Annotated in this window: 13 protein-coding genes and 1 pseudogene; 6 read left to right on the top strand and 8 right to left on the bottom strand. The window is 50.4% G+C overall.

Features of this window, described 5'->3' with window-relative positions; all coding sequences use genetic code 11:
• Nucleotides 1–207: 207 nt before the first annotated feature.
• Nucleotides 208–456 (bottom strand): helix-turn-helix domain-containing protein, encoded by a 249-nt coding sequence (locus JJJ17_RS02100; RefSeq protein WP_200683410.1) that lies wholly within the window; start codon nt 454–456, stop codon nt 208–210.
• A 1,064-nt stretch (nt 457–1,520) separates the two neighbouring features.
• Between JJJ17_RS02100 and JJJ17_RS02095 the strand changes: the two genes are divergently transcribed.
• Complete coding sequence (locus JJJ17_RS02095) at nt 1,521–2,009, top strand: hypothetical protein (RefSeq protein ID WP_234463841.1); 489 nt, start codon at nt 1,521–1,523, stop codon at nt 2,007–2,009.
• Between the two features lie 90 nt (nt 2,010–2,099).
• On the opposite strand, the gene JJJ17_RS02090 is transcribed toward JJJ17_RS02095, so the two are convergent.
• Nucleotides 2,100–2,324, bottom strand: a complete 225-nt coding sequence (locus JJJ17_RS02090; protein ID WP_200684859.1) for a hypothetical protein — start codon at nt 2,322–2,324, stop codon at nt 2,100–2,102.
• 266 nt (nt 2,325–2,590) lie between these two features.
• Here JJJ17_RS02090 and JJJ17_RS02085 point away from each other — a divergent pair, with 266 nt between their 5' ends.
• Both JJJ17_RS02085 and JJJ17_RS02080 read left to right on the top strand, forming a co-directional pair.
• Complete coding sequence (locus JJJ17_RS02085; RefSeq protein WP_200683408.1) at nt 2,591–2,902, top strand: H-NS histone family protein; 312 nt, start codon at nt 2,591–2,593, stop codon at nt 2,900–2,902.
• Nucleotides 2,903–3,041: 139 nt separating this feature from the next.
• Nucleotides 3,042–3,245, top strand: coding sequence for a hypothetical protein (locus JJJ17_RS02080; RefSeq protein ID WP_200683406.1), 204 nt, complete (start codon nt 3,042–3,044; stop codon nt 3,243–3,245).
• Nucleotides 3,246–3,996: 751 nt separating this feature from the next.
• Here JJJ17_RS02080 and JJJ17_RS02075 read toward each other — a convergent pair.
• The 3 genes from JJJ17_RS02075 to JJJ17_RS02065 form a co-directional block, all read right to left on the bottom strand.
• Nucleotides 3,997–4,722 carry a hypothetical protein gene (locus tag JJJ17_RS02075; protein WP_200683405.1) on the bottom strand — a complete coding sequence of 242 codons (726 nt, stop codon included), beginning with the start codon at nt 4,720–4,722 and terminating at the stop codon, nt 3,997–3,999.
• Between the two features lie 111 nt (nt 4,723–4,833).
• Nucleotides 4,834–5,175 carry a hypothetical protein gene (locus tag JJJ17_RS02070; RefSeq protein WP_200683404.1) on the bottom strand — a complete coding sequence of 114 codons (342 nt, stop codon included), beginning with the start codon at nt 5,173–5,175 and terminating at the stop codon, nt 4,834–4,836.
• A 314-nt stretch (nt 5,176–5,489) separates the two neighbouring features.
• Nucleotides 5,490–6,032: an IS66 family transposase gene (locus JJJ17_RS02065; RefSeq protein ID WP_234463914.1), complete on the bottom strand. Its 543-nt coding sequence runs from the start codon at nt 6,030–6,032 to the stop codon at nt 5,490–5,492.
• On the opposite strand from JJJ17_RS02065, the pseudogene JJJ17_RS20255 reads away from it, so the two are divergent.
• From JJJ17_RS20255 to JJJ17_RS02055, 3 genes and pseudogenes are all read left to right on the top strand, one after another.
• Nucleotides 5,958–6,287: pseudogene (locus JJJ17_RS20255) on the top strand (IS21 family transposase); the annotation flags it as partial. The gene JJJ17_RS02065 and the pseudogene JJJ17_RS20255 overlap by 75 nt on opposite strands.
• Nucleotides 6,288–6,377: 90 nt before the next feature.
• A complete protein-coding gene (locus JJJ17_RS02060) occupies nt 6,378–7,121 on the top strand; it encodes an ATP-binding protein (RefSeq protein WP_234463840.1) in 744 nt (247 codons plus the stop codon).
• Between the two features lie 387 nt (nt 7,122–7,508).
• Nucleotides 7,509–7,652, top strand: coding sequence for a hypothetical protein (locus tag JJJ17_RS02055; RefSeq protein WP_200683402.1), 144 nt, complete (start codon nt 7,509–7,511; stop codon nt 7,650–7,652).
• A gap of 746 nt (nt 7,653–8,398) precedes the next feature.
• Here JJJ17_RS02055 and JJJ17_RS02050 read toward each other — a convergent pair.
• The 3 genes from JJJ17_RS02050 to JJJ17_RS02040 form a co-directional block, all read right to left on the bottom strand.
• Complete coding sequence (locus JJJ17_RS02050) at nt 8,399–9,259, bottom strand: hypothetical protein (RefSeq protein ID WP_200683401.1); 861 nt, start codon at nt 9,257–9,259, stop codon at nt 8,399–8,401.
• A 713-nt stretch (nt 9,260–9,972) separates the two neighbouring features.
• Nucleotides 9,973–12,564, bottom strand: a complete 2,592-nt coding sequence (locus tag JJJ17_RS02045) for a capsular polysaccharide export protein, LipB/KpsS family (protein WP_234463913.1) — start codon at nt 12,562–12,564, stop codon at nt 9,973–9,975.
• 389 nt (nt 12,565–12,953) lie between these two features.
• Nucleotides 12,954–15,473 carry a glycosyltransferase gene (locus JJJ17_RS02040; protein WP_200683398.1) on the bottom strand — a complete coding sequence of 840 codons (2,520 nt, stop codon included), beginning with the start codon at nt 15,471–15,473 and terminating at the stop codon, nt 12,954–12,956.
• Nucleotides 15,474–15,694 lie beyond the last annotated feature (221 nt).

The following is a 15,694-nucleotide window of genomic DNA, read 5'->3' as shown; positions in this document are numbered from 1 at the left end:
GGCCGTCACGGAACCGGCATTCTCGGCCCCGTGTCCGACGCTCCTCCTTTCGATCGGGAATGTGCAGGCATTGCAGTGCCGTGGGGCAATGCGCTTGACTTTTCATCTGTCAGGGAGGAAGCTGATCACGTCGGGACGTTGCAATTTCGACGCGCAGCGACCTCGTTAGCTTATGCTTTCGGGGTCGTTTTCGTTTGTCAAAGCATATCAGTTCTCCTTATCAGTTGCTTTGGATGGATAGCGCTCCGGGAAAAGAGCGTCGACATCCACTCCAAGATGGAATGCCGCCATCTGCTCGATTTCCGCATTTTTTCGGTAACCCTGAAGTACTTGTGTCACCTGACTGGGTTGTCGACTGGTCGCAACGGCGATATCGATCAGCCTCACGCCCTTGGAGCGAAGCTTTCTTTTGATCTCGTCGTGGCGGGCCAGATTTACGCCGACATAACCAAACATTGCGGTCTCTCCCAGGAGTAGAGGTGAGAAGAATTATTCTGACCAGATAATGCGGAAATGATTCGCATTCCGAAAGTGACTATGGCAGCCTGCTCGTGCATTATTTGCGTCCCATGGAGATAGCGCACTAAGCTGAAGGGCGATACCTATGACAGTGAAACGACCATCCCGAACGATTTCTGCTCAGGACGTTATGTTTCGGTACGGTATTTTCTCGCTAGAGATATTTCTCACTCAGATCAAAGACCCGGGCGTTTCACGGAATCGGTTTCAGGATTTTTCTGCCATTCCGAACGGACTAAACTACGAAAGGCTGTTGTTGGCCTTCTTGGTCTATGTCTGGATGAGAAAGAGTGATGGTCTTCGAAGGAATTCTATTAAATCAATGCGTGCGGATGGGATTGATATCGATACGTTCATTTCTGATCAATGGCTTGCTGGAATGTCTTTGCGAGAGCTCCAGCGTTTCTACTCGTGTCGTCGCCAAACGATTAAAGATACTCTGGTCGGACAGGGTCACTATATCCGCGAGGGGCGCCACGCCGAGTTGCCCAGCGCAAAACATCTCAAGCGCGTCTATCGTGTGGTCGGCGGTAGCTACAGGGCGGTAGGGAAGAGATTTGGCGTTAGTGGCCAGACTGTGAAAGCGCACATGCGGCGACGGAGAACAGACTCTGACCATTACATGGGGAGCGGTAAGCGCCCCAGAGTGTATCAGAAGCGGACATGTGGACGGCGTCCCTTCAACGATTACGCTCGCCCTAAGCTCGAGGCTGACGAACTTTTCATCAAGTACCGGTCGATCAGTTCCGCAGAATGCGAGTGGATTGCTGATTTGCTGTTGTGGCAATCACTGCGCAAGATTCACAGTAGTTGGTTGAGCGCAAAAGAATTGAGGTGGCGGGCCCAGGTTGATCGCAATTTGTGTTGTCGTCCGCCGCCTGCGCGCGCTGGAAAGCGCACTCTTGTGGCTTAGTACTCTAGACGGAGATTCTAGGTATACATCTAGGAAAAGTCTGTCCACTCGCTTACGATTGCTATGTGAAAGGGATGAGTTGTGAAAAATGAGTCGTTCGGGCCCGCATCTTGGCTCTGCGTGTGCAAGAGGCGCAGGTTTGCTTAATGCACTGATCCAGCTTAAATACAAAAAAAACAGCCGGCTCGATCCATGCCTGCTATTTGACCATTTGCTGGAAACGAAGACCAGAATTTCCGATGTCATGAATGCGGTGCGAGAACTTCGGGATAGTAATGATGCGTGCGTCCTTAACCTAAGCCTCCAGGAGTTTCTTCCACAACTGTTAACAATCCTTTCACGGCTTGAGCACGAACAGCATGCGCAACTCTCCAAGCAGGATGTGAAGCAAGCGGTGTCAATGGGTAAAAAGATCGGTCGTCCAATCGCAATGACGCAAGAACGTGCGGCTTGGGCGCAGAGATTGCTTCGGGACGGTTACACCGGCGTTAAAATCTACCCGATGGTCGCGCAACTTGAAGGCCCGAGTCTCAGTAGATCAGCATACTATTTGTGGCAAAAAGCCTTACTTTCATAAACCGCACTGCTGCTGAACGTGTCTAGCGGGCTGACTATACAAGAGGACGGATTTCACCAGATCTCGCGATATTCCGCTCCCGCTCGGCGGTCAGGCTGCGCGGTCACTTTGCCTTGAGGTTGCGCGATTTTCTGATTTCGACTGGCTCTGTTGCCCAACCCGCCAAAATTGGCAAAACTCAAACCCCGAGTCTCGCTCACGCTGGATAAAAGTCGGGGGCAACGTCAGCGGCACCGCCCGGCCCGCAGCGTCGGCCCCGCGAACCTGAAACACATTCTTCGCCAAATCGAGTCCGACCGTGACAATCTCCGACATGATCGCTTTCCTTTGTGGATCATTGCAGACCCACCTTGGCACACAGATGCCATCGGGGGGCGGTCACAGCATCAGAGCCCTCCGCGACCTTCTTGACGAATTGCAAATGCGTCGTATCACCATCTGCAAGAGCAATGAGCGCGCTGGCGCGATCAACGAAACCTCCGAGAGATCCGTTTCGTTACTGATAATAGACGTCGCGACAATGGACGATTGCTTGGCCCGATGCTATGAGCCGAAAACAATCGCACAAAGGATAAAAAGATATGAGCGATATTGACATTGAAACCCTCGACATTGGCCAACTCAAGCGCTTGCGCAAAGAGCTCGACAAGGCCATCGAAAATTACGAAGTGCGGCAGAAGGCGAAAGCGATCATCGCAGCGGAAAACGCCGTCAAAGAATTCGGGCTGACTTTGGCTAATCTTGGAGTGACGGCAAAGACGCGCAAGCCCGTGGAAGTCAAATATCGCAACCCTGAGGATGCGACCCAAACTTGGACGGGACGTGGCCGCAAACCTCTTTGGATGGAAAAGGCCCTAAAAGCTGGGAAAAAACTAGAAGACCTTTCTGTATAGCGTCGCCCTGCATTGACGCGAACACCTCCAGCGCCCTCACTCTACTACGGTGCTGTTTGCTACTGAGCCAATGGGATGAACTGCCTTACCACCAATCTGCTGCTATCGTTGCGGGCATAGGTGGAGAGAGGAGCATCTGATGGACGACAAGGTTCTAGGGATTTATCTTGGCAAGACCATTTGCAGTCTTGCCAGTTTGGACGCAGCAGGAGCGATTGTGTTTCGCAAACATATAAAGCGACACCGGCTGCTGGACTTTCTTGGTGGCCTTCCGCCCTGCGTTGTTGCGATGGAGGCGATGTCAACCTTCGATGCACGCTGCGTCAGGCGGAAGCCTTCATGATGCATCGTGGACGGGCGGGCTGGCTGCGAAACTGGCCCCCTGTCGCGCATGACAGCGGAACACTTCGCGGAAAACGGGTATCGCCGTGCACTCTGGCACGTGATGTTCCAAGCGGCCCAGGTTGCCGCCCATCACAACCCCAGCCTGAGATCCTTCGCGGATCGACTTCGCAAGGCAGGTAAAACCGCAGAAGGTCATCACCGCCGTTGCCAGAAAGCTGGTCACTATCGCAAATGCATTATCCAAGAGTCGTCAGAAATGTGCGGACCATCCAACTTGACAGATACAGTTGCTACGTAAGCGCTGCAACTGGTCCTCAAATTGGGCACTATTTTGAACATTAACTAAGCGATAGAGTGGCGCAACGCGCCACCGAGAAGAAAAAACGAATCAGTCCTTTTCGTTCGAACTGCATTGGACCGCACCAAATTTTCCCCTGGTCGATGTCTTTTTTAAAGCATCAGTGCACGCCTTGAGGTTAGCACGATGATCGCAACATCGGCTGCTGCTAAGCACCGGAATAAGATGATTCCCACTGCGACGATCAAGCTAGAGGTATGGCAAGCGCTCTTGGCCAGCTTCGGGGGGAGCTCAACATTCGTGTGACCCGGCCCGTGAAAGTTCCAAGGCTACTCTGCTTCCCCCTGCGCTGCGAGTTTGCTTCGTCCCGCATAGCCGATGTCCATGCAGCATCCGGCTTCATTGGTGGAAGATGATGGCTCCCATGGCCACCACCTACGCACGCTCACGGTCAGTGACGTATTACGGGCCGGACCATGTCATCGGTGTCAAGCCTGAGCACGGATTGCCACAGCGGTGTCTTGAAGATCATGTGGGCCAACCGCCCGTTCGGCTCACGCGCTTCCTGCATGGCGATCAGTCCAGCCCACTCGAGGGGTTTCAGGACAGATGCGCTGAACGCGGCAATCTGGCGCCAACCGTCGTTATCCCAATCTGGACCCTCTCCGTAAAACACCCCGTAAAGCTGTCGCTCGCTGATCCCGCTCTCAATTTCGACGTTCATGACGTTCAGCCAAGTGTTCCAATTGCCTGGAGCGGGCTCACCGATCCGGGAATAAGCAGCATGGTCCATCGCAAAAAGGAAAGACGGGACCAGTCTGTCAAACAATGTGCCCGGTTGTGCGGCGAACATGCGTCCATCATTGTTCACCTTGAAGCTGCCTTTGTGGTGGCGTCCGAGCTGCAGGCGGATTAATAAGAAATGCAGGAGTTCCAGCGGCTGGAAATCTGCCTCGTTTATCAATTTCCGGTGCCGAAAGACCTCGGCGGCCGACTGACCTGGCCAGTCAAATTGCTCGACCGCCCAATGCACGAAATCACGCCTGAACGCCTTTGTCGCTGTCAGGCCGATGCCGTCATGCTCATCAGCATAGCCAATGGTCAGTCGCGCCGCGCGCAACAAGGGAGACAGGTTGAGATCGGCGTGATCATCCGACAATACACGAAATTCCATCATGACTGATAATTTACGTCCAAGCTGAACCACAATGCCAGCAGTGAACCGATAGCTGGATGGAAAAAACCTCGCACCGGGTCATGGGCCGGCGCACTCCACGCCATTCGGTGCCTAAAGCCACCAGGCAACGGCCGCACGCGGGTGATTTCTCAAAAGCACGGCCTGTGAACAGTTTTCGAGATAGGCCTGTTCAAAAACGACCTTGCTCTGATCGCGGCACTGATCGGTTCGCATGCGCTCAAAGGCGTCCTGTACAAATCGATGTGTGATTGCGGCGCCATATGTCATGCGACCGATCTCGATATGACCTGAAAGCTCCAGCATGAGCGCATCAAACTGCAATTGGGTGTCGTCGGATGCCCTCACGCGTAATGTAAACGGCGTGGTCAGGCCCAGGTCGCAGAGCTCGTTGGCCGAACCTACATCTACGCAACCATGCAGATGTAGGTTCATCAAGGCGATTCCGAGGTCGGGTGTCAGGGTCTTCGGGAAGCTGCTTCTCCTTCCAATGGCACTACTTTCTGCCACAAATTGGCGCGCACGACTATCTCAATTGCAGATCCACGGCGATTCCACAGCAAGCGGCACCGCATTGGCAGCGGCATATCGAAACCCGCATCAAGCACCTTGGCGGCTGGATAGGAGGGCAACTCAGCTCGTCGCCGCATCCAGCAGAAACATATATTGAGAGCCGCGCAGCCGTTCGTGCCCCGCGCCCTTCCCGTAGGCGCGGGGTGAAACATATTTTCTGCACGTCTGGCTGGGCGCTATGTGCGTTTAGGCAGGTCGTTGCGGCAACTGTTCGGGGCGTTCCAGGGAAGGAGCGCCTCATAGTCAACAGCAGCGCCTTTCCCGATGATTTCGTCGAAGACCCACATCAGGTAGCGGTAGAAGTCGATATTGTTGAGGCTGCAGGTCTGGGCGAGGCTCGCGAGGATGGCCCATGCTTCGTCGCCCTCCTCGCTGCCGATGAACAACGCGTTATTGCGCAGAAGAATGGTATGCTTGAATTGTCGCTCGATTGGATTGTTGTCCAACTCGATCCTGCCATCATCGAGCAAACGGGTCAGGCCAATCCAGCGGGCGAGGGTATAGCGAATAGCTTTCCGCATATCGCTTTTTCCGAGGTAGTGTTGCTCAAGTTCCATCAGGCGGTTGTGGATACGATCGAGGACAGGCCGACTTTCTTTCCGCCGAATTGAGGCCCGGACCAAAGGTGCTTTGCCATTGATGACGGTTACACGATCATCAAGGATTATATCCGGGAACGTGAACGGCGGGGCCAGGAGGTGTTCGTCCCGCTGTCGCATCCGCCGGGTCACGCTCAGGCCGACTTCGGTGAGGCCTTGATCCGGATCGAGGGTGTTGAGCAGAAGGCGCACCTCTTCGCGCTGGACCTTCCGCACAGAGATGCGTGCTATGTGCGGGCCTACCCTGCGGCGGTGGCCGAGGCCAGGGTGGATGGCCACATCCATGCGTTGTCGTTCTTCGGCGCTGTTCCGCAATCGGTTCTCTATGACAACGACCGCTGCCATATGGCAAAGATTCTGCCGGCTGGATCTCGACTGCTATCCCTATCTGCCGAAGGCGACGGTCGAGAAGACCAGGGCCGGGTCTTACATGCGGCTGCTGTCCGGCGATGCGGAGGACGCGGCATGAGTGATGAACCGGAAATCCTGCTCGCCCATCATCTCAAGGCACTGAAGCTGCCGACATTCCTGCGCGAGCATCAGAAGCTCGCCCGCCAATCCGCGACGGAAGGGCTGGACCATGTCCGATACCTGGCACGGCTGGTCGAACTTGAACTGATCGACCGTGAACGGCGGATGGTGGACCGTCGCATCAAGGCTGCGAAGTTCCCGGCCGTCAAAAGCCTGGACAGCTTCGACTTCGCGGCTATCCCGCAGCTGAACAAAATGCAGGTTCTTGAACTGGCCCGGTGCGAATGGACCCTACGTGCATGCTCTCGGCCCGTCCGGCACTGGCAAGACCCATGTCGCCCCGGCATCGGGCTGGCTGCCTGCCAGAAGGGCCTGTCCGTTGGCTTCACCACCGCCGCAGCCCTAGTCAGCGAGATGATGGAGGCCCGTGATGAGCGCCGTCTGCTGCGCTCCCAAAAGCAGATGGCTGGATACAAGCTTCTCATCATTGACGAACTCGACTTCGTGCCCCCGTCCAAAACCGGCGCCGAATTGCTGTTCGAGCTGATCTCGCAGCGCTATGAACGCGGATCGACCCTCATCACCAGCAATCTGCCCTTCGACGAGTGGACCGAGACCTTCGGCTCTGAGCGCCTGACCGGCGCACTCCTCGACCGGCTGACCCACCACGTCAGCATCCTCGAGATGAACGGCGAAAGCTACCGCCTCGCAAACAGCACTGCCCGCAGGCGGCGCTGATCCAGATCCAGAAATTTTACGACAACAGGCCCTGACGGGCCAGTGCGCCATGGCACGCACTGGCTATGTGGTGAGCGCGCGCGCCATGGCGCATTCCCTCACAAACTGGCCTGGTTTTGCGCCGCCGCCATGGATGACTTTTGCTCCGCCGTTGACAGATGAACCGTTTGAAACGTTGTGACCTGAGGCGTCTGCCGCCAGACATGACGGGAATGGAGAAGCCGAATATGTTAAGTGTCTGGGGAACGTCGGCCATGGTAACCTCATGCTTTGAGGAACCTTATACGGAAACAGCGCCGGTTTCAGCAGGCTTGAAGGGGGCCAGATGCAACGCTTACGTTGGCGCAGACAATTTGCCCATTTACACAGGGGGTCACCGAATATCGGGTGATCACCTATGTGGTGTGGGGTGCGATCTTCGGGTGCACCCCAAAGGGCGAAACCGAGCAGAACTTCGGTCTGATCCGGCAGATTGAGATCGACGAGCAGTTCCTGAAAACCCCGTTAATCGCTGTCCGGCAGATAGCCTAGCACCTGCGCAACGCCACCTCGTGAACGAGAAGCGGATCCGGCGACTGATACGCCTTATGGGGCTGATGCCAATCTACCAGAAGACCAACACCAGTAGGCCCGCGAGGCGGAATTGCTGCGCGTGAAGCGCATTCATCACGTCATTCATCGGCATCTTTATGGAAAAAAGGCCTCTGTTAACTGGATTTAGGGTTGATGCGCATCAAGGTTCAAGGCAAACGCCTAGGTAAACCTGCTAGTTCACATCCATTAGCGAGTCGTGAAAGATAGATACCCTTAAGGCGCATTTAGTGTCCGCCCATCCCAAGAAGATCGGCGGTTTCCCGTTATCATACTTTTCTTGACACCCTTTTATGGTGAGGACACGATGAGAGTGAGCAACTACTCCGAGATGATGCCCATATTACAAACGAACACTGACGCCGAAGACGCTCTTAAATTAAATATCAGAATTTGCAAGATCCGTATCCGGTTGGAAGAAAAACGCCTCGCCCTATTGCGTAAGAAACTTCAGCAGTTAAGCGAAGGTGATTAGATTGCGTCAGCGCTTGGTCGATTGGTAACCCGAGCAATGCCACCGGGTAAGTCTACCGTTTTCTGCGACACGAAAGAGGTGTTCGGACTTGCCCGGCAATTTCGTAAGGCGCGTGATCTGGTAATATGGCAGGGGTTTGTGCCGGCAGAGCATTCAACTGGAGGCAAGGAGACCTTGTTGCGCATCCGCCAGAACACTACCATTCAATAGCTTATATACTGTGAACTATAGATACTCCTGGAATTTCACGAATTTTATCCAAGTCTACCAAATATTCATCATCCCACTTACTGGAGACATTTGCGGGAAGAAGCAGGTTTTTTTTCATGGAGGGACCAGTAGTCGCGGACCTTGCGACCGCCTTTGAGTATTTAATTACCACATCCCTTCCGAGAAGTTTATCCATCAAATATAAAAGGTCATATCCCTCTTGGGACATACTGGATCGGCCAGCCACTTCATTTGGCGCGACCAAATCGGAACGCAGCAATCTCGCCTTGGTCAGCTTTTCTATAAGATAGTCAACGCCAAATTCATTATTTTCATAAGTCCATACAAACAATTTATTTTCGCCTATAATATCTTTTATCCTTCTAACCACACTGAACCAAGAAAAGCCTCTATTTTTTACTAAATTAGTAAAATTATCTAATCCCACATAGCTCCGAAATCGGATTGCCTCGGCCCACGCCGAGACAATAAAATCAGAAGGCCTGCGGATGCACATAAAAAATACAACCTTATCGGAATCTCTAAATATTCTTTTCAACTTATGTTCTGCATTGGGATAGGCAACCCCGGTGGACACAAACTCGGAGCACGTTCCAATGATATTTTCGTCTGAGAGAAGGATGCTTCGTAAATTATCGTGTCCGGAAGTTGAAATTCTGGACTTTATGTAGCCGAGAGGATGTTCACAGGAAATTGCCTTCGGGATAATATCCCCTCTTAATTCGGAAAGAGGGAGATAACCCACGCCCTCTCTGGAAAGTAAGCTTAAGTTGGCGGCAAGAAGATTTTGAAGGTATGTAGTTCCAGTCTTGTGGCACCCTATGTGCACAAATGTTTCCATATCAGGATGCCTTCTTATGATAAGTGAAAAGTTAAAGTTGAGGACAAGCCAAAGAATCGTTTTTCTCGTGCACACCGCCCCCCGCTAGATGAACAGACTGCGTGATCCAGTAACAGAATTCCAGTGGAGGTATAGGATCCCACTCTCGCACAATTACGCTATTCTGACCCCCGCTAGGGTCACCTCGATATCAGGCAGTATAGTCAACAAAAAATCTAGATGCCAATACAACAGCCGCCCTTTCCGCGCTAGCGTTCTCCACGACGACACATGGCTCGCCGGCAAGCCATGCCACCTCAGTCACCGTTGCACCCGGCAGCAGAGTTTCCGCAACTATCCCCGGCTTCACCTTATCCGATCACTTCCGGTTCCGATGACCTCGACCGCCAACCGGGAGAACTTCCAATGCAGTCTCCATGGAGAAACTCCGCTCCGATGATGCCAAACAACTAATGCGACAATCGGAGCAAAGGCCGGAAGGTGCGGTCGAGGCGCCGCTTACTCAACTATCATGCGGAGTTCACTCCATGGGCTCCCTCTCGGGATTTGAACTACCAAGCCGAGCTGTTTTGCTAGATCGACGTCGATGCTAGAGAATTCATGCCATGTTCCCCCTTGTCCGTTCAGGACCATGCTGCACATAAGTGCTGTTAGGAGGGGCTGCGCACCACAGCGTCAACGTCGATCCCCTATCCGCTCAAATAGGCCTCACGTCAGGAGCTTGGCGAACCGTGCATGTTGCCATAATTCAGCAGCGAGGCACCAAGTGTGCTTGAGATGCCTTCGTTGCTCGCTCGCACCCTTCCCATGTCGATGCGATTTCCATCAACATTTAATGACGTGACAACGATATCCTTATACCCATGAGCTTTACGTGTCTGGAACTCGCGGACGTTATCGGTGGCTACAAACTCTGAATATAATTTTGACAGCAACCACGCATAGACCCGAACTGTCGCTGATTCGTCGACAAGCAAATCTCCTCCAGACACCTCGCGAACCGCATCGGCGAGGCTATTCGCTTCCCGCCCTGCTCCACCACGATTAAAATACGCGTTTCCAACTGTCCATACTGGCTTTTGATGAGCCATTGCAAGAAGTGCAACTCCCGAATTGTAGGCCACAACTGCATCACAAATGTCGATAATAGCATGAATATTATCACTTCGATCGGCTACGATTACATTATGGCCTTTGAGCGATATGGCGCCCTTGGTAAGGGGGTGCGGCTTCACAACGAATATTACATCATCATTATCCGCGGCGATGTCATTGATAGAGTCACTAAATTCGTCATATTTCTGCCGCCCGTTCACGAACATCGTGACCGCCATATCCTCGGACATTTGCAATGGAATGAATATAATTTTTTTATCAAGCACCGAAAGCGGAAAATATTTTTTCATCGTAAAGCTGTAGGGGTCACCAGCCTCTAGCATGGATCCACCAGTTCGAAGCATGTCCATGTATAATGACGCCTTCGAAATTTCACCTGCAGACGGAGTATAGCTAAAGAATGAGTCTATAGAAAATTCATCCGAAGCGTATGCAACATCACTGGCGTAATAAATACTTCCAGGAAGCGCTCCTCGCTCCACCACAATTGTTTTGCAGTACTTACGTGCGACATGGAATAGGCCGAGAAATTTACGATGACTATCCATGTATGGATTATATATAGCCAAGGCGTCAACTTCACCTGATATAATCCGCTGAGCCGCCTCAGATATTATTTTAACCGCACTGTCGTAAATTGGAACTATCTCATAACCGGCCAAACGCAGCGGAGCAAAATAACCCCAATGATCCTTGTGAAGGCAGATACATAAGGCCTTCATCTTTCTGGGGAGATAATCTATTTCTATAATGCGCTCTTCGTTCACTGCATAACGGCTCATTCGCTCTTTGAGTTTATTTCTCTTCCAGTCGTTATTGACCCGCCAGTCATCCTGAGGTGTGGGATGATACAGATGAAATGCGCGCAGGCCGTTAAGTTGACCAGGTAGCGATATGGCGGTATTAAGCGCGCGGAACCCTTCATAATTCTTCGCCTTGAAGAAGTCCGCCTTCGTCGGCCCCCCAGAGTCAACGGTTAGTTCGCGCGGCATTGGGAAATGTCCAGTAAAAAGATTTACTCTCGTTATAAACTCAAAATCCTCAGATCCATGGCCCCTGAAATTTTCATCGTACCCACCGGCCAAGGAGAATAATTTCTTATTAATCATAAAGACGTTTGAGTATGGCGCTACAAATTGAACAGATTTTCCAAATTGCTCGAAAATGGACCGATATCCCAATTGCCGCAGAAATACGGATCGAGTTAGTGGGTCAGCAAGACTAACAAATTCTGAACTAGCAGTCTCTGACATGTGAACAGCTGAACACATTAATAATACGTCAATCTTTGACCTCGCGGCCAACGAAGATGCTGCGGAAGCTAGTTCGGCAAAAAAATCGCTTGGAAATACGAAATCAATGTCGGAGAAAAACAATAGATCGGTGTCTGATTCAGACGCTCCTATATTCCGGGCTTTGGCAAGAGAAAATACTTCTTTGTCCTCGACAAACGTGTAGCCAAATCCGCTTTCGGCACAGATTATTTCGATCTGCGAGCTGTGATCTGGTTCAGAGCCGAAGTCAACTATTCGTATCCGAGGCGCCGGGCGATACATCGAATGCAGCGCCATAAGTCTGTCTAATACCCAAGGGTTTTCAGAATGAGATCTGATGCAGATAATCATAGTTATATCGTCAGGCTCTACATTGTCCGAGCTGGCGTGTTTGCTTTGCAGATGCGACGATCCTTTAGAACCTTTTTCAGAATTAAACATAATGTGGGAAATGTCATTAGCTTCAGGTGGAAATGATTCATCTAACTTCTGCACATGGGGGTGATGCACAAAAATCTCGACGTCAATATTCAATGGGGTCAATAGAAATTTATCTTCAAGTCTCGACAAACCTAAGAGCCGCCATCCGTTCTCCTTCAGGAGTCGCAAATCAGCGAACTTCATTTTGTACCCGACGGGAATAACAAATATACTTTCCTTCTCACGCGCGATGTGGTCTAAACTGCTTGATATCAAGCTGCGGCTGCCTAAAACAGATACCTTACTTGCGCCATTTTCGATTGCCCACTCTTTAAACTCAGGGCGCTCCTCCAGAGGCACTCCAATTAAAAAAATAGTTGAGCCGTTAATGCACAAATTACTCACAGGGGAAGTTGGTTCTGATCCGACCATTTCTAGATCGCGTCGCATCATGTTATCTTTCCCGTCGGTCACTTCATCAGCGCCTTCAACCATTTCCACTTCAAGCTCCTTCCAGTTCATAGTTTTGTAGAACAAATGTTAGATGGTCATCATTACTGCCGCGATATCTGAAAGCGACATACGGAGGAAACCGCTGCTGACGCAGTAAAATTCGGGTGCGCATAAACTCGCTAGGACCGCTGAACAAATTGCGCGCCGATCTAGCACGCTCATAAGCTCTGTTACCGACCGTGGCGTTCCGTTCTCCATTTAAACTACTGAGCATTGTTCCGGTCAAGACTTTTCTATTATTTTCCAATCAAGTATTTATGTCAAAAAGATTATAGCGATCTGTTTTTTGTGAAATCATTAGCTAATCATCTCCCCCTAGGTGCACCCAGAACAAGCATAGATATCTGCGCATAATCCAACTAAAGCACTAATTATATACTTCGACCCGCGGAAAGGTTGCGAGCCAATTCATCGATTGTCGAAGTATATAGGCGCGAGCTGTTCTTTCCTTTGGCATCCCAGTACGACGCCTTTTTTTTGTACGGCAGCGGCAAATGCATTTGAATAAACCTTCCAATTTGACAGTGCTTGACGATTAAAATTCCTCTTTCTTCCTCACCGCACGACAAAAATTTTGCTGTCGCTCGAGTTATCAAGCCCGGACCTGTTTTCCCCCAAGTATTCTCGCTTTCGCGCCGGATGAGCGATTCTCTCGCCATGCTTGCCGCCAATTCAAAAAGCGGATGCCTACGGACTGTAGCCATAAAATTATTTCCTATTGTTCCGGTGTTCTCTTGGTAGAGAAGTGTGTGATTGGCTGCTGCAAGCAGCGGATCAGGAGTCAAAATTACTCTATCATCAGAATCAGCATAAATTCCGCCATTATGAATCAGCCACAATAGCCTAAAAAAATCCGACTCTTCGGCAGCACTTCTACACATCTTGAATGCTCGAACCCACGAAACTCCCGCTACACCTGCAATGTAATCCGCAGCAGACCTTTTGTCGAATAGTTCATACTTATATCCAGGCAAGTATTTCCATGACGACATTATTTCAGCAACTTCTAAACCTGGCCGTCCATTACTCCAATACTGCATAATATGCTTGGGGATTTTTGAAACGTATCGTTTGGTCGCTTTGGGAGCATCCAACTGCTCTACGTGCCTGTCAACGATGGCAACAGCATGTGCAGTAATGGCAGAGCTCGGCAGTGAATGCTTCTTGTAGATAGATATTTCATTCGCAAGCCCACCATTAATAGTTGGCGCCCGATGCATTGAGATGTTCGACTTATTAGTCGATGCATTTATAATTCTGGAAATGGCTCGCCCATGCAAATCACCTTGCGGCAGATTTAAAAGCATTAATCTTTCATCATTCCTGTCTATATTTCCGGGCCGCGTATTGATTTTTTTCGCGGTCAATTTGATCAGCGGGAGCCGGTTTCCGAGCTGAAACTGCAGATGAGCCTTTATTTCTGCGTAGCGATCATGGGCTATTACTTTATTTTGATCGTAGAATTTTAATTCGTCGAGTACCTCTTGCAGGCGACCATATCTTGCGAGCGACCTCGTATATGCAAACATCATGCTAGGAATGCTTGGCCACCTCCGTAGTCCGCGCCTTAACAAACGAAGTGACAATTCTACTTTACCCAAAGCATCTATGATCGCAGCAACTGCAATCACCTCATTGTAGGTGGTGAGCGTAAGCTTCTTGCCATTCCTTAATTTTTTGATTTTTAATTTTGAAGGCAGATTGCTGAAGTCAGGAGACTGCACAATTTTAGTCGCTAATTCTTTCGTGCAAATGCAACAAAACTTAGCCAGTTGAGCGTCAACTTCATGATCCGGCAAGTGCCTGACCCAACGTAAAAATAGCACCTTAGCTAGGGATATTTTGAGATGGCCGTTCTTAATTAATATTTCCAGAAACTCTGCAGGAGCATTCGAATTTGACCATTGCTCAAGAAAATGGAAAATAGTTACCGCATGGGTATCTCTCAGTTCGCAGCCTGATCTGAGTAACTCTAGGATCCTAACAGCCGATGCCGATTTAGGAGATATTTGACTTGCCTTCACCAAAAAAAGCAATTCCTGCCGAGCATTGCCTTCCCTCCTCGCTCGTGATAAAGCGATCTGAATATTTGAGCTAGCCAATTTATCGTCAGCATTCAGATGCGCAATTTCTGATCGCATATTTAGAAACTGATAATCTTCCTTGTTTTTTTCTGGGACACCGCGCAGCGTCTGAGACGCGGAATTAAGCCAACCGGATTTTATCTGGTACTTGCAAAGCTCGTAGCGAAATCGAATTTCATCTGGAAATTCTTTTACTAGCTCTGCGTACCATTTTGCTGCGCGTTTAGATCCAAATAACTGGTCCTTTATTTCACCTTTCCGCAGCCGTAGGATAGTTTCCTTCGGATGTGCATTTAGGCCCTCTGTGCAACAAGCCAATGCTGCCGGAAGGCTTCCAAGCTTCACAAGTATGGCGACTTTAAGCCTCAACGCGTCAATCTGTGCCGGTTTTATCTCGAGCGCTCTACCCACCCACGCCAATGAGGCCTTGAGATTATAATCATCTCTGAAAAGCGCCTTGGCATAACGATATAATATCGTAGCATCCGAAGGAAACATCTCCTGTGCCGCTTTGCACCATTGCGCAGAAAATATTCCGCCGTACACCTGTTCAAGAATATCAGCTCGCTGAAGGTACAGCTTTTTATCATTCTTATGCTTGCATATCTCGATCCATGATCTTTTTAGCGCGGGAATTTCTCCTTGGTTTTCACGAATATATTCTATATATAGTAAAATTGAATTTGTATGATTAGGCCGAATTTTTAGGGCCTGTTCGAGAAGTTCAATGCAATCGCCACTTCTATTATCTCGCTTAAATATTTTTCTTGCTGCCTCATATATATCTTGAGGTGATGAAGAAGGCATTGATCTGCTCGCGGACATTTGATTCACTGAGGCTTCTCTAGGAATTTATATAGGAATCACTCCATCTATGTATGATGGCGCTCTTTCCTAGATGGAACGGATGGCTTTTACTTGTGAGGTGTCTCGCAAACGTTAAAGCTCAACGCCTTAGAAATTTTGGCAACCGCTCTGCAGTAAACCTAAAGGATAGAGACTCACCATGGGTTCGCGCCGCAAAAGGA

The sequence above is a fragment of the Paracoccus caeni genome (assembly GCF_016629665.1).
Taxonomy (GTDB): Bacteria; Pseudomonadota; Alphaproteobacteria; order Rhodobacterales; family Rhodobacteraceae; genus Paracoccus; species Paracoccus caeni.
The sequence above is the reverse complement of the archived record's forward strand: the minus strand, read 5'-3'. Positions and strand labels throughout refer to the sequence as shown.

Coding starts and splice junctions, on each gene's coding strand:
- JJJ17_RS02100 (WP_200683410.1), bottom strand. CDS start 456: ATGTTTGGTTATGTCGGCGTAAATCTGGCCCGCCACGACGAGATCAAA.
- JJJ17_RS02095 (WP_234463841.1), top strand. CDS start 1,521: ATGAGTCGTTCGGGCCCGCATCTTGGCTCTGCGTGTGCAAGAGGCGCA.
- JJJ17_RS02090 (WP_200684859.1), bottom strand. CDS start 2,324: ATGTCGGAGATTGTCACGGTCGGACTCGATTTGGCGAAGAATGTGTTT.
- JJJ17_RS02085 (WP_200683408.1), top strand. CDS start 2,591: ATGAGCGATATTGACATTGAAACCCTCGACATTGGCCAACTCAAGCGC.
- JJJ17_RS02080 (WP_200683406.1), top strand. CDS start 3,042: ATGGACGACAAGGTTCTAGGGATTTATCTTGGCAAGACCATTTGCAGT.
- JJJ17_RS02075 (WP_200683405.1), bottom strand. CDS start 4,722: ATGATGGAATTTCGTGTATTGTCGGATGATCACGCCGATCTCAACCTG.
- JJJ17_RS02070 (WP_200683404.1), bottom strand. CDS start 5,175: ATGAACCTACATCTGCATGGTTGCGTAGATGTAGGTTCGGCCAACGAG.
- JJJ17_RS02065 (WP_234463914.1), bottom strand. CDS start 6,032: ATGCGACAGCGGGACGAACACCTCCTGGCCCCGCCGTTCACGTTCCCG.
- JJJ17_RS02060 (WP_234463840.1), top strand. CDS start 6,378: ATGAGTGATGAACCGGAAATCCTGCTCGCCCATCATCTCAAGGCACTG.
- JJJ17_RS02050 (WP_200683401.1), bottom strand. CDS start 9,259: ATGGAAACATTTGTGCACATAGGGTGCCACAAGACTGGAACTACATAC.
- JJJ17_RS02045 (WP_234463913.1), bottom strand. CDS start 12,564: ATGGTTGAAGGCGCTGATGAAGTGACCGACGGGAAAGATAACATGATG.
- JJJ17_RS02040 (WP_200683398.1), bottom strand. CDS start 15,473: ATGCCTTCTTCATCACCTCAAGATATATATGAGGCAGCAAGAAAAATA.